General features: G+C 71.5%; 17 protein-coding genes. 6 read left to right on the top strand and 11 right to left on the bottom strand.

Annotated elements, in window-relative coordinates; genetic code table 11:
- Positions 1-6 precede the first annotated feature (6 nt).
- Together bioD and ABZ272_RS21745 are read right to left on the bottom strand one after the other, a co-directional pair.
- A complete protein-coding gene (gene bioD, locus ABZ272_RS21750; RefSeq protein ID WP_355051767.1) occupies positions 7-747 on the bottom strand; it encodes a dethiobiotin synthase in 741 nt (246 codons plus the stop codon).
- Between the two features lie 55 nt (positions 748-802).
- Positions 803-1,939: an 8-amino-7-oxononanoate synthase gene (locus tag ABZ272_RS21745; protein WP_355051885.1), complete on the bottom strand. Its 1,137-nt coding sequence runs from the start codon at positions 1,937-1,939 to the stop codon at positions 803-805.
- Positions 1,940-2,233: 294 nt separating this feature from the next.
- Between ABZ272_RS21745 and bioB the strand changes: the two genes are divergently transcribed.
- From bioB to ABZ272_RS21730, 3 genes are read left to right on the top strand one after another with little or no spacing between them, the layout of a single operon-like run.
- On the top strand, positions 2,234-3,229 hold the full coding sequence (bioB, locus tag ABZ272_RS21740; RefSeq protein ID WP_355051766.1) for a biotin synthase BioB: 996 nt from the start codon (positions 2,234-2,236) through the stop codon (positions 3,227-3,229).
- Positions 3,230-3,234: 5 nt separating this feature from the next.
- Positions 3,235-3,471, top strand: coding sequence for a hypothetical protein (locus ABZ272_RS21735; protein ID WP_355051765.1), 237 nt, complete (start codon positions 3,235-3,237; stop codon positions 3,469-3,471).
- Between the two features lie 5 nt (positions 3,472-3,476).
- Complete coding sequence (locus tag ABZ272_RS21730; protein WP_355051764.1) at positions 3,477-3,983, top strand: GNAT family protein; 507 nt, start codon at positions 3,477-3,479, stop codon at positions 3,981-3,983.
- A gap of 62 nt (positions 3,984-4,045) precedes the next feature.
- Here the strand turns inward: ABZ272_RS21730 and ABZ272_RS21725 are convergent, their stop codons facing one another.
- The 5 genes from ABZ272_RS21725 to ABZ272_RS21705 form a co-directional block, all read right to left on the bottom strand.
- Complete coding sequence (locus ABZ272_RS21725) at positions 4,046-6,541, bottom strand: non-reducing end alpha-L-arabinofuranosidase family hydrolase (protein ID WP_355051763.1); 2,496 nt, start codon at positions 6,539-6,541, stop codon at positions 4,046-4,048.
- Between the two features lie 255 nt (positions 6,542-6,796).
- Entirely contained in the window at positions 6,797-9,691 is a 2,895-nt protein-coding gene (locus ABZ272_RS21720; RefSeq protein WP_355051762.1) for a glycoside hydrolase family 9 protein, read from the bottom strand.
- A 281-nt stretch (positions 9,692-9,972) separates the two neighbouring features.
- On the bottom strand, positions 9,973-11,061 hold the full coding sequence (locus ABZ272_RS21715) for a GNAT family N-acetyltransferase (protein ID WP_355051761.1): 1,089 nt from the start codon (positions 11,059-11,061) through the stop codon (positions 9,973-9,975).
- 89 nt (positions 11,062-11,150) lie between these two features.
- Complete coding sequence (locus ABZ272_RS21710) at positions 11,151-11,852, bottom strand: amino acid-binding protein (RefSeq protein WP_355051760.1); 702 nt, start codon at positions 11,850-11,852, stop codon at positions 11,151-11,153.
- A 44-nt stretch (positions 11,853-11,896) separates the two neighbouring features.
- Positions 11,897-12,586 (bottom strand): thiamine pyrophosphate-dependent enzyme, encoded by a 690-nt coding sequence (locus ABZ272_RS21705; protein ID WP_355051759.1) that lies wholly within the window; start codon positions 12,584-12,586, stop codon positions 11,897-11,899.
- Positions 12,587-12,710: 124 nt separating this feature from the next.
- On the opposite strand from ABZ272_RS21705, the gene ABZ272_RS21700 reads away from it, so the two are divergent.
- Genes ABZ272_RS21700 through ABZ272_RS21690 form a run of 3 tightly spaced genes read left to right on the top strand, consistent with a single transcriptional unit; the run spans position 12,711 to position 15,279 of the window.
- On the top strand, positions 12,711-12,965 hold the full coding sequence (locus tag ABZ272_RS21700) for a hypothetical protein (RefSeq protein ID WP_355051758.1): 255 nt from the start codon (positions 12,711-12,713) through the stop codon (positions 12,963-12,965).
- Positions 12,966-12,988: 23 nt separating this feature from the next.
- A complete protein-coding gene (locus ABZ272_RS21695) occupies positions 12,989-14,068 on the top strand; it encodes a phosphotransferase family protein (RefSeq protein ID WP_355051757.1) in 1,080 nt (359 codons plus the stop codon).
- On the top strand, positions 14,068-15,279 hold the full coding sequence (locus ABZ272_RS21690; RefSeq protein ID WP_355051756.1) for an acyl-CoA dehydrogenase family protein: 1,212 nt from the start codon (positions 14,068-14,070) through the stop codon (positions 15,277-15,279). The genes ABZ272_RS21695 and ABZ272_RS21690 overlap by 1 nt, the downstream gene beginning before the upstream one ends.
- Positions 15,280-15,434: 155 nt before the next feature.
- Here the strand turns inward: ABZ272_RS21690 and ABZ272_RS21685 are convergent, their stop codons facing one another.
- The 4 genes from ABZ272_RS21685 to ABZ272_RS21670 form a co-directional block, all read right to left on the bottom strand.
- On the bottom strand, positions 15,435-16,481 hold the full coding sequence (locus ABZ272_RS21685) for a LacI family DNA-binding transcriptional regulator (RefSeq protein WP_355051755.1): 1,047 nt from the start codon (positions 16,479-16,481) through the stop codon (positions 15,435-15,437).
- Between the two features lie 79 nt (positions 16,482-16,560).
- Positions 16,561-17,991 (bottom strand): GH1 family beta-glucosidase, encoded by a 1,431-nt coding sequence (locus ABZ272_RS21680; RefSeq protein ID WP_355051754.1) that lies wholly within the window; start codon positions 17,989-17,991, stop codon positions 16,561-16,563.
- Positions 17,988-18,833: a carbohydrate ABC transporter permease gene (locus ABZ272_RS21675; protein WP_355051884.1), complete on the bottom strand. Its 846-nt coding sequence runs from the start codon at positions 18,831-18,833 to the stop codon at positions 17,988-17,990. Before ABZ272_RS21675 ends, ABZ272_RS21680 begins: the two co-directional genes overlap by 4 nt.
- Before the next feature lie 70 nt (positions 18,834-18,903).
- Positions 18,904-19,890 carry a sugar ABC transporter permease gene (locus ABZ272_RS21670; RefSeq protein WP_355051753.1) on the bottom strand — a complete coding sequence of 329 codons (987 nt, stop codon included), beginning with the start codon at positions 19,888-19,890 and terminating at the stop codon, positions 18,904-18,906.
- Positions 19,891-19,949: the final 59 nt, after the last annotated feature.

Raw genomic sequence — 19,949 nt, 5'->3', positions numbered from 1 at the left:
AGGTGTTCAGCTGCTCTCCTCGGCCCAGACGCGCCAGTCGTCGAGCACCCCGTGCAGCGCCGGAGTCAGCCACCCCGGCGCCGACCGCCGGAACACCCCCGGATCGATCGCGCCCGCGCCGGCCGGCACCGCGCCCAGCAGGTTCGGCACCAGGTCGGTCAGGTTCGTCCAGTGCACCAGCTCCGGCGACGCCGGCCAGGCCCCGATCACCACTCCGGCCGGTACCGCCCGACGGTCCAGCGCCTCCAGGGTCAACGCCGTGTGATTGAGCGTGCCCAGCCCGGCCCGGGCGACCACCACCGCGGGCGCACCGAGGGACACCGCCAGGTCGGCCATCGTCCACGGCTCACCGGACGGGCGCAGCCCCATCGGCACCAGCAGACCGCCGGCCCCCTCGACGAGGACCAGGTCGTGCTTGTCCGCCTCCGCGCGGACGGCGTCCACCGCCGTGTACAGCTCCAACGGGGGCAGGTCCGCGACCCGGGCAGCGGCCAGCGGCGCGAGCGGGTCCGGATAACTCGCCAGGGTACGCCCGGTCAGCGGGGCCGCCAGCCGGTTGACCGCGTCCACGTCACCCGGCTCACCACCGGCCGTGCCGGTCTGGCCCGGTTTGACCACCGCCACCCGCAGGCCGGCGGCCTGCGCGGCTGCCGCGATCGCCGCCGTGACCACCGTCTTGCCCACCTCGGTGTCGGTGCCGGTGACCAGCACCGGCCCCTCCCACGCCGTATCACTCCGCGCGCTCACGGCATCACCTCGGTTCGCGACTGCGGGGCTCGCAAAACCGGCTCACTCCTCGCGCTCACGGCGCACAGTCCACGATGACGTCCAGCGCCCGTTCGAAGTCCGCCCGCGGCACCCCCGCGCTGATCGTGAGGCGCAGCCGGGAGCGGGTGTCCGGGGTCGACGGGGGCCGGAAGCACCCCACCGCCACGCCCCGGTCCCGGCAGTCGGCCGCCCACGCCGTCGCGGCCTCCGGACCGGGCGCCGCCACCGAGATCACCGCCGCGTCCGGTGCGGAGACGGTCAGCCCGGCCGCGCGCAGTCGACCGACCGCCAGCGCCACCCGGTCGGCGACCTGGGCGCGCAGGTCGTCACCGGCTCGGGCCAGCCCCAGCGCGGCGTGTACCCCGGCCGCCACGGCCGGCGGCAGCGCGGTGTCGAAGATGAACGTACGGCCGGTCTCGACCAGGTGCCGGACGAACTCGGCCGGACCGGCGACGACCCCACCCGCCCCGCCGAGCGCCTTGGACAGGGTGGCGGTGACCACCACGTCCGGCTCGCCGGCCAGCCCGGCGGCGGCCACCGCTCCCGCTCCGGACGGACCGGTGACGCCGAGCGCGTGGGCGTCGTCGACCAGCAGCAGCGCGCCGTAGCGGCGGGCCACCGCGTGCAACTCGGCCAGCGGTGCGAGGTCGCCGTCGACCGAGAAGACCGACTCGGTGACCACCACCGCCGGGCGTCCCGGCGCCACGGCCAGGGCCGCGGCCACCGCCGTCACGTCGGCGTGCGCGCTGACCACCGTCTCGGCGCCCGAGATCCGGCAGCCGTCGATCAGCGACGCGTGGTTGTGCGCGTCGGAGACGAGCAGGGTCCGGGGCTGCACGAGCGCCCGCAACGCGCCCAGGTTCGCCAGGTAGCCGGAGGAGAAGACGAGCGCCCGGTCGGTGCCCAGCCACTGCGCCAGCTCGTCCTCCAGGGCGTGGTGCGCGTCGGTCGAGCCGCGCACCAGCCGTGAGCCGGTCGCGCCCAGCCCGTACGCGGACAGTGCCGCCGTGGCGGCGGCCGTGACCTGCGGGTGGGTGGCCAGGCCGAGGTAGTCGTTGCCGGCGAGGTCGGTCAGCCGGTCGTCGGCGGGACGCGGGTGCAGCCGCCGGGTCAACCCGGCCTTCGCCCTCAACTGCGCGCGACGATCGAGCGCCGCCAGCCAGTCCGCCACCGTCACCCCTTCACCGCCGTCCGCGCCGGTCACGCCGACGTCCGCCGGGCGAAATTACCACCCGCGACCACCGACGAGACGAATCCATTCGGTACGCGAGGCACGGCGGCGGCGAACGCAGCCGCAGCGAGACCGACCACCACGGAAAGTAATAGCACCGACACGGATGGTTGTTACGCAGGCGGCGCGTCGCCCGGCCCGCGCGGCCCGCGATCGGGCCCGGCCCCGCCGGCTCGCGTCGACCCCGGCGGCAGGTCGTACCCGGCCGGTCCGGGGCCTTGTAGGGTACGAGCCATGCCAGAGATCCTCGACCAGGCCCGCACCCAGGTCCTGGGTGACGGCGTCGGCCTCGACCAGGCCGGCGTCCTCGCCGTGCTCAACCTGCCCGACGAGCACCTGCCCGCCGCCCTGCAACTCGCGCACGAGGTGCGGATGCGGTGGTGCGGCCCCGAGGTCGAGGTCGAGGGCATCGTCTCGCTGAAGACCGGCGGCTGCCCGGAGGACTGCCACTTCTGCTCCCAGTCGGGCCTGTTCACCTCCCCGGTGCGCTCGGTCTGGCTGGACATCCCGTCGCTGGTCGAGGCCGCCAAGCAGACCGCGAAGACCGGGGCCACGGAGTTCTGCATCGTGGCCGCCGTGCGCGGCCCGGACGCGCGGCTCATGAAGCAGATGCGCGAGGGTGTCGCCGCCATCAAGGCCGAGGTCGACATCCAGGTCGCCGCGTCGCTGGGCATGCTCAGCCAGGAGCAGGTCGACGACCTGGTCGACATGGGCGTGCACCGCTACAACCACAACCTGGAGACCTGCCGGTCGTACTTCCCCAACGTGGTCACCACCCACTCGTGGGAAGAGCGCTGGGAGACGCTGCGGATGGTCCGCGACTCCGGCATGGAGGTCTGCTGCGGCGGCATCCTCGGCCTGGGCGAGACCGTCGAGCAGCGGGCGGAGTTCGCCGCGCAGCTCGCCGAACTCGACCCGCACGAGGTGCCGCTGAACTTCCTCAACCCGCGTCCCGGCACCCCGCTCGGCGACCGCCCGGTGGTCGAGGGCAAGGACGCGCTGCGGGCGATCGCGGCGTTCCGACTGGCCATGCCGCGCACCATCCTGCGGTACGCGGGCGGCCGCGAGATCACCCTCGGTGACCTGGGCACCCGCGACGGTCTGCTCGGCGGCATCAACGCGGTGATCGTCGGCAACTACCTCACCACGCTGGGCCGGCCGGCGACCGCCGACCTCGACCTGCTGGACGAGCTGAAGATGCCGGTCAAGGCCCTCTCCGCCACGCTGTGACGACCATGACGACGACCTCCGACGCCGAACCGACCCGCAGCGGCGGCCCGGCGTCGGCGGCCGTGCCCTGGTGCGACAGGTGCGGCGAGGCGGCGGCCGACGGCCCCCACCCGGGCTGCGCGGCGGCCCGGCAGTTGGAGCCGCCGCGCTACTGCTCGCGCTGTCGACGCCGGATGAAGGTGCAGGTCCTGCCGGTCGGCTGGTCGGCGGTCTGCGTCGAGCACGGCGAGATCCGGGGCTGAGCCGGATGCTGCGCGGGCGGGCGGTGACCCTGCGACCGGCGACGGTCGCGGACGTGCCGGCCCTCGCGGCCATTCGGGCGCACCCCGAGGTACGCCGGTGGTGGCGCGGCGGTGACGACCTGGCCGGCGCGGTCCACGCCGACCTCGGTGACGACGACCTGACGCTGTACGCCATCGAGCACGACGGCCGGGTGATCGGCGCGATCCAGTGGTACGCCGAGTCCGACCCGGACTACCGACACGCCAGCCTGGACGTGTTCCTCGATCCGGAGTCCCGTGGCGAGGGCCTCGGCGGGGACGCCATCCGCACCCTGGCCCGGCACCTGATCGACGAGTACGGCCACCACCGGTTCACCATCGACCCGGCGGCGGCGAACAGCGCCGCCATCCGGGCGTACGCGAAGGTGGGCTTCCGCCCGGTGGGCATCATGCGCCGCTACGAACGCGGCGAGGACGGCCGCTGGCACGACGCCCTGCTGATGGACCTGCTCGCGGACGACCTGACGGACTGAACCCAAGGGCGTGCCCGGCACCGCACGGGTGCCGGGCACGCGTTCCTCGGACTGGCTGACGCCTAGCGCTGGAGGGTCAGTACCCCCGGCCGCCACGGCAGCCGGTTGTAGTCGCCGCTCGCACCGGGGTCCTTGCCCTGGTACAGCAACTGGAGGTTGCAGGCGTCGACGGTCTTGGTCTGGTCGGGGTTGGTGCGGACCAGGTCACCGTGGCTGATGTCGTTGGTCCACGTCGCGCCGCTGTTGGCCTTGCCGGCGAAGGGGTTGCTCTCGCTGGCGGCCTGCGGGGTCCACGAGCCGCCCAGGCTGGTGGCCGTGAACGACCGGAAGTAGCGTCCCTGGCTGCCGATCGCCTCGACGATCATCAGGTACTGGTTCTGGCCCGCCACCTTGTAGACCTCGACGCCCTCGAACAGATTGTTCGTCGAGTCGGTCATGATCGTCGTGTAGCTCGAGCCGAAGCTGCCCGGGAAGTTCCCGAGCGGCATGCTCGACCGGTAGATCTTGCCGTTGTCCCCGGCGAAGAAGAGGTACATGTTCTGGTCGTCGCCGATGAGGGTCTGGTCGATCACCCCGTACGGCGCGTCCGAGAGGGTGGCGGTGGACAGCGTCTGCGCCGAGGACCAGCCGTTGGCGTTCGTCGGGTCGCTCGACGTCTTGTAGCTGAACGAGGTCGGTCCCCACTGGTACGCCAGCACCCAGATGTTCTTGGGGGCGAAGTACAGCAGCGTGGGCGCCACGGTGCCCTGGCTCATTCCGTTCTGGCTGGCCGAGGCCATGTCGGACCAGTTGGTGAACGTGCCGAAGTTCATCGAGCTGTACTGGCCGCTGCTGTTGACGTACGACCCGTAGACCAGGTGCTGGCCGTTGTAGACCACGTTGGTGAAGTCCTTGAGCGAGAGCCAGCCGTTCTTCGGGCTCGTCAGCGCGCCGGTCGACGACCACCGGTAGGTCGACGGGAGCGCGCAGCCGCTGTTCGGGGGCGGCGTGGTGGTTGGCGGCGGCGTGGTGGGAGCCGGCGTGGTGGGGGTCGGCGTGGTGCCGCCACCGAAGTCGGTCCGCCACTGCTGGTTGGTCTGCCCGTGGCAGTCGTACAGCTGGACCTGCTGGCCGTTGCCGGTGCCCCAGACGTCCAGGCAGCGACCGGACTGCACGCCGGTGATGGTGCCGTTGGAGTTGATGTTCCACTGCTGGTTGGCCCCGCTGCCGCAGTCCCAGATGATGATTGCGGTGCCGTTGGCGGTGGCCGCGCCGTTCGCGTCCAGGCACTTGCTGCCGTAGACCCGCAACTGCTTGCCACTGGTGTACGTCCACTGCTGGTTCGACTGACTGTGGCAGTCGTAGAGCTGGACCCGGGTGCCGTTGGTCTGCGTGGCGTTGGGCACGTCGATGCACCGGCCCGACTGCACTCCGACGATCCGGCCGGCGCCACCGCTCGGCGGCGGGGTCGTGGTCGGACTCACCGTCGGGCTCACGGTCGGGCTCACCGTCGGGCTCGCGGTCGGGCTGGAGGTCGGCGGGGCCGCGTTGAGCGCGTTGAGGACGGAGTTGTAGGCGGCCTTCTTGTTGCCGTTGCCGTCGAAGAGCAGCGGGCTCTCGTTGGAGCGCCAGGAGTCGCTGTCGCGTACGCCCCAGACGGTGATGCCGATGCAGCGCGGCACGTTCAGGCACGCCTGGGTCAACCCGGCGTACTGGGTGGTGGAGGCGTTGGTGACGTCGACCTCGGTCAGCGCCACGTCCACGCCGAGCGCGGCGAAGCTGGACAGCGTCGTCTGGAAGTTGCTCGGCAGCGAGCTGCCACCGGTGAAGTGGGTCTGCAACCCGACGCAGTCGATCGGCACGCCGCGGGACTTGAAGTCCTGGATCATGCGGTAGACGCCCTGCGTCTTGCCGTACGACCAGTTCTCGATGTTGTAGTCGTTGTAGCAGAGCTTGACCGACGGGTCGGCCGCCCGCGCGGTGCGGAACGCGACCTCGATCCAGTCGTTGCCGGTGCCCTGGAGGTTGGAGCTGCGGCGGCTGCCGTCCTCGTTGAACGCCTCGTTGACCACGTCCCACGCGGCGAGCTTGCCCCGGTAGTGGCCCATCACGCCGTTGATGTGGTCGATCATCGCCTGACGCAGGCTGCTGCCGCTCAGGCTCTGCATCCACCCCGGCTGTTGCGCGTGCCAGGCCAGGGTGTGCCCACGCACCTTCAGGCCACGCTGGGTCGCCCAGTTGTAGATCTGGTCACCGGAGTTGAAGTTGAACTGGCCCCGCTGGGGCTGCGTCGACTCCGGCTTCATCTCGTTCTCGGCCGTGATCATGTTGAACTCTTGGGCCGCGATGGTGCTGTACTGCGAGTTGCTGAGCCGGCCCGCCGCGATGGCGGTGCCGAAGTACCGGCCCGACTGCGCGGCGGCCGCGCCGAGCGTGCTCGCGGCGGCGTTCGCCGAGGGCATCATCACCGCGACGGCGGCCACCGTCACGACGCTGAACGCGCCGGCGAGCAGCGCCCGGAAGACGGGCGACCGCCGTCGCCGGGTCCGGCCGCGATGATCGGATGGGGTCATTGTCATCTCTGCCTCCTTACTGGCCTGCACCCGGGCCGCCGAGGCGGGGACGACCAGCGGTTTCGGTTGAATATTTATCTCAGTCGATGTTCATATCACGCGTCCGGCCCGGACGACCGAGGTTTCGGAAAAGTTTCGGAAATGTGTGGGGCCGACGCGCGGCACCGGGGTCGGTGACGTCATTCCCGGTACGACATGCCGCGTACGGGCCCTGGACAGCTACCGCACGCGTGGCGCGGCAACTGCCCAGGACCTCGAGGCTCAGGCGACGGCGCAGGTGGTGTTGTTGACGGTGAAGGCGGTCGGCTTCGGGTTGCTGCCGCTGTGCGTGCCGTTGAAGCCGAAGCTCACCGACGCGCCCGGCGCGATCGTGCCGTTGTAGGACAGGTTCGTCGCGGTGACCGCCGCGCCGGCCTGGCTGACGGTCGCCGACCAGCCCTGGCTGACGGTCTGCCCGCCCGGGAAGCTGAACCGCAGGGTCCAGCCGTTGATCGCGGCGGTGCCGGTGTTGGTGATCGTCACCGTCGCGGTGAAGCCGGTGTTCCAGTCCGTCGTGGCGTACCCGACCGAGCAGGTGCCGCCGACCGGCGGCGCCGCGGTGGTCACCGCGACCGGCGCGGACGCCGCGGAGGTGTTACCGGCCGCGTCGACGGCCACCACGTAGAACTGGTACGCCGTGGAGGCGGTCAGCCCGGTCACCGCGAGAGTGCTGCCGGTGGGCGACCCGATGAGCGCGTCGGTCGCGCCGGCCTCGCGGTAGACCCGGTAGCCGGTGACGCCCACGTTGTCGGTCGACGGTGTCCAGGCCAGGGTGAGGCCGGTGGCGGTGACCGCCGAGGCGACCGGCGTGCCGGGCGTGCTCGGCACGGTCGTGTCGGTGGAGCCGGTCGGCGGCGTGGTCACGGTGAGCACCGGCGAGGCCGCCGAGGTGTTGCCCGCGCCGTCGCGGGCCACGACGGTGAACTCGTACGACGTCGCCGGCAGCAGCGTCGAGATGGTCAGCGTCGTGCCCGTGACCGGCCGGACGACGACCGTGTCGCTGTTGACCTGGACCTCGCGGACGTCGTAGCCGGCCAGCCCGCTACCGCCGCTGTCGGTGGACGCCGACCAGCTCAGGGTCACCGAGCGTGACCCGAGATTCGACGCCACCGGCTTGCCCGGGACGCTCGGCGCGGTGGTGTCCGGCACGACCGGCCCCGGCTCGTCACCCCAGACGCGGGTGCTGCCGGCGTAGAGCGGAACCTTGCGGTTCGGCCCGGCGGTCGCCTGGTACGACGGATCGTTGGTCGGATCCCAGGTGCCGCCCTCCGGCACACCGATCTTGAACTGGACCTCCATCCGGTGTGCCGACTGTCCGGCCGGGGCGATGGTGTAGCCGGTGCAGTCCACCTCGACGTACCAGATGTCGCCGCTGTACTGCTTGGCGGCGGTCGGCGACGGGCAGCCCTGGGTGTAGCCGGAGGTGACCTGCACCGGGCCACTGCCGTCGGGCCGGAAGTAGTACCGGAACTTGCCGTTGGTCAGCGCGCGGGCCGGGAACGCCGACTTGTTGTAGACGATCGCCTTGAGCCCGGTGGCCCGCGGCTCGGCCTGCATGACGGTGGTCTCCACGGTCATCTCGTCCATGTCCGGCGTCTCGGCGACCGGGAAGTTCGCCAGCGGGGTGCCGCCGTACTCGGAGGTCAGCCGGACCAACGCGGACGTGAAGCCGGCGTTGTAGTCGGTGGCCACCTCGTTCATCACGTAGTCCGACCGGCTGTCGCTGTACGCGTCGTTGGCCGAGGACGGGCCGCCGACCAGCGCGCCGTAGAGGGTGTGCCGGGTCTCGACGGGCACGGTCTGGCTGTCCCACCAGGACCCGTGCGCGGTGCGGTGGTGCGGGTTCTTCGGCGCGTTGGCGCCGAACCCGATGACGTAGCTGGAGTTGCGTGGATTGTCGCCGAGCGCGTAGTTGATCTGCCGGACGGCGAAGTCGTGGTACCGCGCCTTGCGGGTGGTGTCGGTGGTCTTGTCGCTGTAGACCAGCGCGGCGAAGGAGGTGTTGGCCGCGTAACGCAGCGCGCCCCAGGAGTCGAGCACCGCCATCCCACCGGGCGAGTACGGCACCCGCTGCCCGTTCACCCCGACGGTCCAGTAGTCCAGCCAGCGGTTGGCGTCGTCGACGTACTTCTGCTTGCCGGTCAGGTTCGCCAGCAGCACGTACGCGCCGAACTGCTTGTTGTCCCAGGCGATCGTCCACTTGTAGGAGCGGGTCGTGGACTGCGGCTCGGTGCCGAGCTTGTCGTACTCGCTCTCAGCCTTGCTCAGGTAGCTGGCGTCGCCGGTGGCCCGGTAGAGCCAGATGGCCGCCCACACCAGCTCGTCCTGGTAGCCGCTCCACGACTTGTAGAACGAGGCCGCGTCGGTGATGCACTCGCTGTAGGCCTTCCGCACGGTGTCGGCGAACGTGTAGAGCTGCCGGGCGTGGGTGAGCAGCTTGTCCGCGTAGGTCGCGTCGGTGGGCCGGAACACCATCGAGGAGGCGGCCATCGCGGCGGCCGTCTCCCCCGCCAGGTCCGCGCCACCACAGCTCGCATCGATCTTGTACGCGGGCCGCGCCATCGGCATCACCTCGGCCGGGCCCCACCACTTGTGGTCGTCGTCGCCCTTGCCGACCTGTCCGTAGAGGACGTTCGCCGACGGGTGCGCCTTGATGAAGTAGTCGTTGACGAAGCGCAGGTTGTTCAGCAGGTGCGGCAACTGCCCGGAGGAGGCGTAGCCGCTGCGGTACTCCACCGCGCCCCAGGCGAGCATGGTGGCGCTGAACGCCATCGGGAAGCCGAACTTGACGTGGTCGCCGGCGTCGTACCAGCCGCCGGTGAGATCGACTCCCGTACCGGCGCCGTCGGTGAGGGCGCTGTCGCCGCGCCAGGAGACGCGGTTCCAGTCGGGCAGCTGGCCGGACTGCTGCGCCTCGTAGAACAGCAGCGACTTCTGCAACGCCTCGGCGTAGTTGAAGGAGGCCGCGGCCGAAGCGGGCGCGGGCGTCGGCGCGGCGACCGCGAGGGCCGCGCCGGTGAGCAGGGCGACGCCGGAGGCCAGCAGCCGCCGGGGCCACGGTTGGTCGACGGGCGACCGGCCGGGGTGGCCGGTGGACGGCCGGGTCAGGTGGCGCATGAAGGGCTCCTGTTAGCCAGGCGCCGCCGGCGGTCGCACCAACGCGGGACGGCGTGGGGCGGCACGGCCACCGGCGACAGCGGGGGTGGCGGTGTGGCCACGGGCGTGGAAGCGCTCCCATGGATATTCGACAATGTAATCTGCGCCACGTCGAATGGGAAGCCCATGCCGCGCCACAGCGCCATCGCGCTCGCCGACGTTACGGCGACACGCGTGTCACCGCGCGGAAAGTCGACCCGGCCGCCAGGTCCGTCCGAGACGTCGTCCCAGCTCAGCCCGATCTACCGATGCCGTCGGCCGGTCCCGGACATCCCGGGGTGACCGGTCGTGGACGTTTCGGACGGCACCGGAACCCCGAGCGGTACGGTCAGCGTGAGCAGACCGCCGTCCCGCTGCACCGAGCTGGGCCGGTCCAGCCGATGCAGCGTCCGCAGCATGGGCGCGTTGTCCGCCCGAACGTGCAGCACCAGCGCCGCGTAAGCGGCCCGGTCGGCGTGCGACACCAGCCGACGCAGCAGGGCCGAGCCCAGCCCGCGCCGCTGCCAGTCGTCGCGTACCAGAAGCGCCACCTCGGCCTCGTCGCCCTCGCCGAGCAGGTTCGCCATGGCGACCACCGCGCCGTCGGCGTCGGTGGTCGTCGCGACCAGGGTGAGCCCCCGAGTCGGCTCCAACAGTCGACGCAGCCGGGCCGGCCGCGGCAGCGCCGCCCCACTCAGGTAGCGCCGTTCCCGACTGCGCGGCGAGCACGCCTCGTGCAGCTCCACCACAGCCGCCAGGTCGTCCGCGCACGCCGGCCGCACCGCCACCTCGACGCTGCCCGGCAGCACCAGGGTCACCTGCTCGGCGGCCCGACGGGTCACGGTGGCGGCCAGCTCGACCAGAGCCTGTGCCCGGGCGTACTCCGCCGGAGTGAAGGCGGGCGCCGTCCGGCTCAGCGCGAACGTACCGCCCGCCGGGTCAGCCAGCACCATGCTCGTGCCGGTGCTGCCCCGGTCCGCACCGGTCGTCGCCGGACGCCAGCTCACCGCGTCGGCGCCGAGCAGCGTTCGCAACGCCTCACCCGTCGCGTCGGGGTCGCGCACCAGCCGGTTGGCCAGGCCGAGCACCCGGGTCGGTTGGTCGACCAGGCCGCGCGCCTCACTGCGCGCCACCCAGCAGTCCCGCCCGCGCCCCCGTTCGACGGCGGCGATCAGCTCGGCCTCGTCGAGCGTGTCCGGCGCGTCCACCAGAAAGTCGTCCACCGCGCCATGCTCGGTGGGCTGCACCTGCACCGTGAGGATGTTGACCCCCCGTAGCGCGAGGCTCGCCGTGAGGACCGACAGATAGCCGGGCCGGTCGTCCACAGTCGCTCGGATCCGCCACAACGTCATGGTTGGCTCCCTTCCCCACCCAGAGCCTCGTCCGCGGCTGTTGCCGCCCGGTTGCTCGCCGGTGTCGACCCGGGAACTCCTCGCGTTGGTCAGGGACCGGCGACCACCGGGGGCGCACCGACCAGGTCCAGACGGTCGCCCAGGATGACCGCGCTGGCCCGGACGAGTTGGGTGAGCCGGTCGACCTCCGTGCTGTGGAAACCCGCGGCGCAGAGGGTCTCGTTGTGCTCACGGGCCACGACCAGCACCAGACCGGCCCGCCCGAACGGGGCGATCGCGTAGTGGGTGCCGTCGGGCGCGGTCATCGACCGCCCGCGCAGCGGAGTCACCTCCGGCAACCGCGGCGGTACGGGAGCGCGCCAGCTCGCGTGACCGACGGTGGCTCCGCCACCCCCCGTACGGGACGCCCAGTCCGCCGGGACCACGGCCGCCACGGCCCAGTCGGCCGCCAGCAGGCCCGGTACGGCGTCCACCAGGGTCGCCAGTCCGTCAGCCGGGTTCGCCGCGACCTGGGCCAGCAGCTCCGCGTCCTGGCCGGTGGTGGTGGGCGCGCCGATCGCCCGCCACACACCGTCCACCCGTACGCCCGGGATCGCCGCGAGACCGGCCAGCAGACGCTCGACCCGTGCCGCGCCGGGCCACACCACCGTGAAGTCGTCCACCGCGCGCCCGCCGAGACGCTCGAGGACCACCACCTGCACGATGTCCGCGCCGGAGACACCCAGCGTGCGGGCGACCTGACCGAGGGTGCCCGGACGGTCCGGCAGGGTGACCCGAACTCGCAGCAACATGTCTGTCCCTCCGCTCGGCGGGCCGGCGACGGCCGGCGGGCTGCTCACAGCCTGCCGGGTGACCATTTCGTCCCTGTTGCAGAGGCATATCCCGAGCGGAAATTCCGGCGGCTGGTTACGGGGCGAAACCGGACGCTGACGCTCAGGGTAGCCCGCCCAGGGGCAGGACCGGCGTGAAGGCGAGCTGTGCGTGGTAGTCGGCGGCGGACGTCTCCCGACCCCACTGGGGGCATACCGGTGGGCAGGTCCAGTGGGTCGGTCTCCACCTCGATGAGGGTCAACTGGGCCGGTGGGCCGTCGATGCCGGCCAGGATGGCGGCCAGCTCGCCTTCGGTACGGGCGACGTGCGCGGTGAAGCCCCGGTCCCGTCCGAACACCGCCGGCAGATCCGTGTACCGCCAGTTGTCGATGTCGTTGTACGGCTGGTGCCGCCCGTCGACCGCCCGCTCGACGGTGTAGCCGCCGTTGTTGACCACGATGATCGGGCGTTGGTTCGTGGCGAGCATCCGGCTGATCTCCTGCACGGTCAGCTGCAGTGATCCGTCGCCGGTGACCAGCACCGTCCGTCGGTCCGGTGCCGCCACCGCGGCTCCGAAGGCGGCCGGGGTGGCGTAGCCGATCGAGCCCCAGATGGGCGGCCACACGACGGTGACGTCGGCGGGCAGGCACATCGTCGCCGCGCCGAAGGACGGGGTGCCGGTCTCCGGGACGAAGATGTCCCCCTCGCGCAGCATCCGCTGGATCGCCGGCCAGAGCCTCCCTGCCGGATCGGCTCGTTGCCCGACGGGTCGAGTGCGGGCGGGTCGGCCGCCAGCAGCGGCGCGCGCGACCACTCCGCGTACGGTTCGGGGCGATCTCGTGCAGGCAGCGCAGCGCCGCCGGCAGGGCGACCGGGGCGAATCGGGCGCCGCCGACGACGGCGGCGTCGCGGTGCAGGCTGATGACCCGGTCGACCTTGATGTCGGCGGTGAACAGGCCATCCCAGTCGAAGAACGTGGCGCCCACACAGACAAGCGCGTCCGCGTCCTCCGATCGAGTGGCTCGACCGGCGGCGACGCCACCTCACCTGGCCGAAGCGCCGAGGACGACCCCTACCTGACCTTGACAACGTGAACGGGCTGCCATCAACTAGTCGGATGAGTGATCCGGCCGCCAGCGCGCTCCGGCCGGGCGCTGTTCCGGCCGCCCCCGCCGGGATCGACCTCGATCGGCTCGCGAGCTATCTGGCGACGCGCCGGCCCGAGCTGGCCGGGGGGCCGATGCGGGCCCAGTTGATCGCGGGTGGCAAGTCCAACCTGACCTACCTGCTGCGCCTCGGCGAGCGGGAGGTCGTGCTGCGCCGCCCACCGCTGGGGCACGTGCTGGCCACCGCGCACGACATGTCCCGCGAGTTCCGGGTCATCTCCGCGCTCGCGCCCACCGAGGTGCCGGTCCCCGGCGCGCTGCTGCTCTGCACCGACACCGAGGTTCTCGGCGCACCGTTCTACCTGATGGAACGCATGCCCGGCGAGGTGTTCCGCACCCGCGCCCAGACGGACCCGCTGGGCGACGAACGACGCCGGGCCCTCGCCCTGGCGATGATGGACACCCTCGCCGCGCTGCACACCGTCGAGCCGGCCGCCGTCGGGCTCGCCGACTTCGGCCGCCCCGAGGGCTACCTAGCCCGGCAGGTCCGCCGCTGGGCCGGCCAGCTCGACCGCTCGCGCAGCCGCGATCTGCCCGGCATCGACGAACTTCGCGACCGGCTCGCCGCGACCGCCCCCGAGGGCGCGAACGCCGGCCGCATCGTGCACGGCGACTACCGGCTGGACAACCTCCTCGCCTCGGCCGACCCGGTCTCCGTACACGCCGTCCTCGACTGGGAGATGGCCACCCTCGGCGATCCCCTCGCCGACCTGGGGCTGCTGCTGACGTACTGGGACGTGCTGGGCGACAGCGACACCGCCGCCGGCAACCCCGTCGCCGACGGCCTCGGCCCGCGCGCCGGCTTCCCCACCGGCGCCGAACTGATCGACAGGTACGCCGGGCGCAGCGACGTCGACGTCGGGCCGCTGCACTGGCACGTGGCGCTGGGCTGCTTCAAGCTCGCCGTCATCTGCGAGGGCATCCACTACCGCCACACGCTCGGGCAGACGCTCGGCGAGGGCTTCGACCGGATCGGCGACATGGTGGCACCGCTGGTCGCGCACGGGCTGACCGCCGCCAGGGAGCGGTGATGGACTTCGCGTACGACGCCCGGACCGAGGAGCTGCGCGACGAGCTGACCCGGTTCCTGACCGAGCACGTCTACCCGGCCGAGCCGGTGCACGCCGAGCAGGCGGCCACCGGCGACCAGTGGTCGCGTACCCCGGTGCTGGCCGAGCTGAAGGCCGAGGCCCGCAAGCGCGGCCTGTGGAACCTGTTCCTGCCGGACCCGCGCTACGGCGCCGGCCTGACCAACCTCCAGTACGCGCCGCTCGCCGAGCTGACCGGGCGCAGCCCGCACCTGGCGCCCGAGGCCGTCAACTGCGCGGCGCCGGACACGGGCAACATGGAGCTGCTGGCCGAGTTCGGCTCGGACGCCCAGCGCGAGCGCTGGCTCGTCCCGCTGCTGGAGGGCGAGATCCGCTCGGCCTTCTGCATGACCGAGCCGGAGGTCGCCTCGTCCGACGCGACCAACATCGCCACCCGGATCACCCGCGACGGCGACGAGTACGTCGTCAACGGCCGCAAGTGGTGGTCGTCCGGCGCCATGGACCCGCGCTGCGAGATCCTCATCGTGATGGGCAAGACCGACCCGGACGCCGACCGGCACCGCCAGCAGAGCATGGTGCTCGTCCCCCGGGACACGCCGGGCGTGACCGTCCGCCGGGGCATGCACGTCTTCGGCTACTCCGACGGCACACACGGCGGGCACGCCGAGATCGACTTCACCGACGTACGGGTGCCGGCGGCCAATCTGATCGGCGCGGAGGGCACCGGCTTCGCCATCGCCCAGGCACGACTCGGCCCGGGCCGTATCCACCACTGCATGCGATTGATCGGCATGGCCGAACGGGCACTGGAGTTGCTGTGTCGCCGGGCCAACGAGCGGATCGCGTTCGGCCGCCCCCTCGCCGAGCAGGGCGTCGTGCGGGAGTGGATCGCCGAATCGCGGGTCCGCATCGAACAGGCCCGCCTCCTGGTGCTCAAGACGGCCTGGCTGATGGACACCGTCGGCAACAAGGGCGCGCACACCGAGATCCAGGCCATCAAGATCGCCACGCCGGCCATGGCGGAGTGGGTGATCGACAAGGCCATCCAGGGGTACGGCGGCGCGGGCGTCAGCCAGGACACCCCCCTGGCCGCCCTCTGGGCACAGACCCGCACCCTGCGCCTCGCCGACGGCCCCGACGAGGTCCACCGCAACTCCCTGGCCAAACGCGAGCTCCGCCGCTGGCTCCCCTAACCCCCGCCCCCGGCGCCCCCGCGCCCCGCGCCCGCCCCCGCAGCACGCGATCTTGCATTTTCTGTCGACGGTTCGCGCGGAACATCCCGTATGTCGCCACAGCAAGTGCAAGATCGGCGGGAGATGGGGCGGGGGTTCCGCGGGACCCTGGGGGGTCAGGCGCTGGCTCGGTGGACCAACTGGGTGTCCAGGAGGATGTGCGGGGCGGGTAGGTCGTCGCCGCGGATGCGGGCGACCAGCAGCCGGGCCATCTGCCGACCCATCTCCTCGACCGGCTGGAAGACGCTCGTCAACGGTGGGTCCGCCTGGCGGGCGACCGGCGCGTCGTCGAAGCCGATCACGGCGACATCCTCCGGGACACGCCGGCCGGCGTCGCGCAGGGTCCGCAACGCGCCGAACGCCATCAGGTCGGACGCGACGAAGACGGCGTCCAGGTCCGGGCAGGCGTCCAGCAGCCGGCGCATGGCGGTCGCCCCACTGCTCTCGCTGAAGTCGCCGTACGCGATCAGGTCGGGGTTGACGCCGACGCCGGTGGCCTTGACGGCCTCGGTGTAGCCGGCCAGTCGGGCCAGGCCGGCGCCCATGTCCTGCGGGCCGGCGATGGTGGCGACGCGCCGCCGCCCCTGGCTGGTCAGGTACTCAACCGCCTGCCGTGCGCCGCCAACGTTGTCCACGTCGACGAACCACGCCGGCTGGGCCCCGGGTTGCAGCATCCGGGCCGGTCGGCCACCGAGCACCGCGGGCAGGCCGCGCTCCTCCAGCAGGGTGGGCAGCGGATCGGAGTCGTGCAACGACAGCAGCAGTACGCCGTCGACGTGCTGGTTGGTGAGGTGGTGCTCGACGCGCTCCCGCTCGACCGGCGACTGGGCCATCGCCAGCCAGAGCTGCATGGGCGTCTCCAGCAGGCCGGAGCTGATCCCCCGCACGATCGCGGCGAAGAACGGCTCGGTGAAGACCCGCTCCCCGGATTCGGACACCACCAGGGCGACGGAGTCGGTCCGCTGGGTGACCAGCGCGCGGGCGGCGCGGTTCGGCACGTACCCCAGCTCGGCGATGGCCTGTTGGACCGCGGCCCGGGCCTCCGGGCTGACCTGGGGCGAGCCGTTGACCACGCGCGAGACCGTGCCCCGACCCACGCCGGCGCGCGCCGCGACCGCGTCGAGGGTCGGGCGCCCGAGCGAGCGGGTGCGCTGCGTTGTCATCGTCTGCTCCTCCGACGGCGGGCGGACCCGGCGCCACGCGAGAGTGGACGCCGGGACCGCCCTGATGGCTGGCCCGAGCCTATTGTGCGGCCAGACCGTTGCGTCGGATCACCGAGGCGTACCACCTGGCGCTGGACTTGGGGATGCGAAGCTGGCTGTCGTAGTCGACGTGGATCATGCCGAAGCGCTTGGTGTAACCCCAGGCCCACTCGAAATTATCCATCAATGACCAGGCGAAGTATCCCCGCAGGGGCACGCCGGCGTTGATCGCTTCGTGGCAGGCCCGCAGGTGGGCGTCGAAGTAGGCCAGCCGGTCGACGTCGTCGACCTGCCCGTCGACGACGGTGTCGACGAACGCGGAGCCGTTCTCGGTGACGTACAGCGGCAGGTCGGTGTACTCCTCGTGCACCCGGCGCAGCGTCTCCACCAGCCCCGGGGCGTCGATCTCCCAGTCCATGTCGGTCACCGGGACACCGCGGGTGACGAACCGGACGTCCTCGCTGCCCGGCCAGCAGGAGGGTGCCCGCCAGTACGGCTCGGGCTCGGCGCCCTCGATCGGCGCGGCGACCACGTGTCGGCTGTAGTAGTTGATCCCGACCAGGTCCAGCGGCGTGGAGATGGTCGCCAGGTCACCGTCGTGGACATGGTCGAAGTCGGTGACCTCGCGCAGGTCGGCCACCAGATCCTCCGGGTACGACCCGCGCAGCAGCGGGTCGAGGAAGAAGCGGTTGGCCAGCCCGTCGATCCGGCGGGCGGCGTCCACGTCGGCGGGAGCGTCGGTGGCCGCGTCGACCGGGTACAGGTTGACGGTCACGCCCACCTCGGCCGTGGGCCGGGCGGCCCGCAGGGCCTGCACCGCCAGGCCGTGCCCGAGCATCAGGTGGTGGCCGGCGCGCACCGAGTCCGCGCCGTTGGACCGGCCGGGGGCGTGTACGCCGGAGCCGTACCCGAGGAACGCCGAGCACCACGGCTCGTTCAGGGTGGTCCAGTAGCGCACCCGGTCGCCGAGCGCGTCGGCGACGAGCGTCGTGTAGTCGGCGAAGCGGGCGGCGGTGTCCCGCGACGGCCAGCCACCGGCGTCCTCCAGCTCCTGGGGAAGGTCCCAGTGGTAGAGGGTGAGCCACGGCTCGATGTCGTGGGCCAGCAGCTCGTCCACGAGCCGCCGGTAGAAGTCCAGGCCCTTCGGGTTGGCCGCGCCCGTGCCACCGGGCTGCACCCGGGGCCAGGAGACCGAGAAACGGTACGACTTGAGGCCCAGCTCGGCCATCAGGGCGACGTCGTCGCCGAGCCGGTGGTAGTGGTCGCAGGCCACGTCGCCGGTGTGCCCGTTGACCACCCGGCCCTCGGTGTGGCTGAAGGTGTCCCAGATCGACGGGGTGCGGCCGTCCTCGGCCGCCGCCCCCTCGATCTGGTATGCCGCGGTCGCGGCTCCCCACAGGAAGCCGGGTGGAAAGGTCAGCCCGGAACGCTCGTCGAGGTCGACGGCGGATGGGCTGGCGGGGTTGCTCACGACTTGACGGCACCTTCCATGATCCCGCCAATGATCTGGCGGCCGAACAGAACGAAGACGATGAACAGCGGAAGGGTAGCGATGAGCGTACCCGCGAAAATCTGAGAATTGTCCGCGAAGTACGCGGTGTTCAGACTGCGCAGGGAGATCTGCACGGTCGGGTTGGCCGGGTCGGCGAGCACCACGAAGGGCCAGAAGAACTGGTTCCACTGCTCCATGAAGGTGAGCAGGCCGAGCACGGCCGCCGCCGGTCGCAGCGCCGGCACCACCACGTGCCAGTAGACGCGCCAGGTGGAGCAGCCGTCGACGCGGGCCGCCTCGATCAGCTCGTTGGGCACGGCCTGCTCGGCGTACTGGCGCATCATGAAGATGCCGAAGCCGCCGATCAGGAACGGCACCGTCACCGACGGCATCGTGTTCAGCCATTCCAGCTTGGCCATGAGGATGTACAGCGGGAGCACACCGAGCTGGATGGGAATCATCATCGAGGCCAGGATGATGAGCAGCAGCGCGTTCTTGCCCCGGAAACGCAGTTTCGCGAACGCGAATCCGGCGAGCGAGCCGAAGAACACGGTCGCCACCGTGATCGTGCCCGACACCAGGAACGAGTTCATCAGGCCCTTGACGATGTTCGCGTCGCCGTTGTCGAGCACCCGCTGGATGTTCTCGCCCAGCTTGCCGCCCGGCAGGAACGGCGGGGGCCAGGAGTTCGCGGCGTCACTGGTCCGCGAGGCGATGACGATCATCCAGTAGAACGGGAAGAGCGACAGGATGACGCCGAGGACGAGCCCGAACCAGGTGAGCGGGCTGGCCGTCCAGAGCTTCTCCGCGCTGTGGCGGATGCCGTTGCGTTCGGCCGGTGGCCGGACCGACGGCGGTCGCAGAGTGGTACTGGTCATGGGTGGGCCACCCTCACTTGTCGGAGCTGATGCGGCGGGCCAGCAGGTAGTTGATGAACGAGACGGACGCGATCAGCAGGAACAGCACCAGGGCGACGGCGCCCGCGTACCCCCACCGGAACCGCTGGTTCATGACGTCCAGCAGGTACATCGTGATCGTCTGGAACTGCCCCTCCGTGCCGCCGGAGAGCGCGCCCGAGCCGCTGGTGAACATCAGCGGCTCGGTGAAGAGCTGCAGACCGCCGATGGTCGAGATGATCAGCGTGAAGATGATGGTGGGGCGCAGCTGCGGGATGGTGATCGACCAGAACTGGCGGCGTTGCGAGGCGCCGTCGAGGGCGGCCGCCTCGTACACGTCCTTGCTGATCGACTGCATCGCGGCGAGGTAGATGAGGGCGTTGTAGCCCACCCACCGCCAGTCGACCATCGTGGCGATGGCGACCCAGGAGGCGAAGCGGTTGGCCCGCCAGTCGATGGGGCCGAGACCGACCAGGTCGAGCAGCCAGTTCATCAGGCCGAAGTCCCGGGCGTAGATCATCGAGAAGATGAGCGCCACCACGGCGGTCGAGGTGATGATCGGCATCGCGATGGCCAGCCGGAAGAACATCTGGCCGCGGATGCGGCGGTTCAACGCGTTGGCCAGCATCAGCGCGATGAGCAGCTGCGGGATGGTGGAGAGCGCGAACATCCCGAAGGTGTTCACCACCGCGTTCCAGAACTGCGGGTCGTTCGTGAACAGCTCGACGAAGTTGTCCAGGCCGACGAAGCTGATCGTCGCGTTCATCGGTGACCGGTCGGTCATCGCGATCCAGAACGTGTAGACGATCGGGTAGACGCCGAAGATCGCGAAGAGCACGAAGAACGGCAGGACGAAGACGTACGGGGTGAAGCGCAGGTCCAGCCGGTTCAGCTGCCGGCGGCGCGCCGTTGAGTGCCGTGGCGCCGGGCGCGGCCCGCGGGCCGACGCGCCCGGTGGCGCGGGGGTCTTCAGGGAGCTCATGAGCGGTCCTTCACACTCGGCGACGCCTCGTGGGGCGCCGCGGCAGGGCGTGTTGACGC

The sequence above is a fragment of the Micromonospora sp. NPDC005979 genome (assembly GCF_040614415.1).
Lineage (GTDB): Bacteria > Actinomycetota > Actinomycetes > Mycobacteriales > Micromonosporaceae > Micromonospora.
This window is presented reverse-complemented; position numbering and strand designations above follow the sequence as displayed.

Bases quoted from the DNA above. Each gene is read 5' to 3' on its own strand.
- bioB (WP_355051766.1), top strand. From the start codon at position 2,234: ATGCCAGAGATCCTCGACCAGGCCCGCACCCAGGTCCTGGGTGACGGC.
- ABZ272_RS21735 (WP_355051765.1), top strand. From the start codon at position 3,235: ATGACGACGACCTCCGACGCCGAACCGACCCGCAGCGGCGGCCCGGCG.
- ABZ272_RS21730 (WP_355051764.1), top strand. From the start codon at position 3,477: ATGCTGCGCGGGCGGGCGGTGACCCTGCGACCGGCGACGGTCGCGGAC.
- ABZ272_RS21725 (WP_355051763.1), bottom strand. From the start codon at position 6,541: ATGACAATGACCCCATCCGATCATCGCGGCCGGACCCGGCGACGGCGG.
- ABZ272_RS21720 (WP_355051762.1), bottom strand. From the start codon at position 9,691: ATGCGCCACCTGACCCGGCCGTCCACCGGCCACCCCGGCCGGTCGCCC.
- ABZ272_RS21715 (WP_355051761.1), bottom strand. From the start codon at position 11,061: ATGACGTTGTGGCGGATCCGAGCGACTGTGGACGACCGGCCCGGCTAT.
- ABZ272_RS21710 (WP_355051760.1), bottom strand. From the start codon at position 11,852: ATGTTGCTGCGAGTTCGGGTCACCCTGCCGGACCGTCCGGGCACCCTC.
- ABZ272_RS21705 (WP_355051759.1), bottom strand. From the start codon at position 12,586: ATGCTGCGCGAGGGGGACATCTTCGTCCCGGAGACCGGCACCCCGTCC.
- ABZ272_RS21695 (WP_355051757.1), top strand. From the start codon at position 12,989: ATGAGTGATCCGGCCGCCAGCGCGCTCCGGCCGGGCGCTGTTCCGGCC.
- ABZ272_RS21690 (WP_355051756.1), top strand. From the start codon at position 14,068: ATGGACTTCGCGTACGACGCCCGGACCGAGGAGCTGCGCGACGAGCTG.
- ABZ272_RS21685 (WP_355051755.1), bottom strand. From the start codon at position 16,481: ATGACAACGCAGCGCACCCGCTCGCTCGGGCGCCCGACCCTCGACGCG.
- ABZ272_RS21670 (WP_355051753.1), bottom strand. From the start codon at position 19,890: ATGAGCTCCCTGAAGACCCCCGCGCCACCGGGCGCGTCGGCCCGCGGG.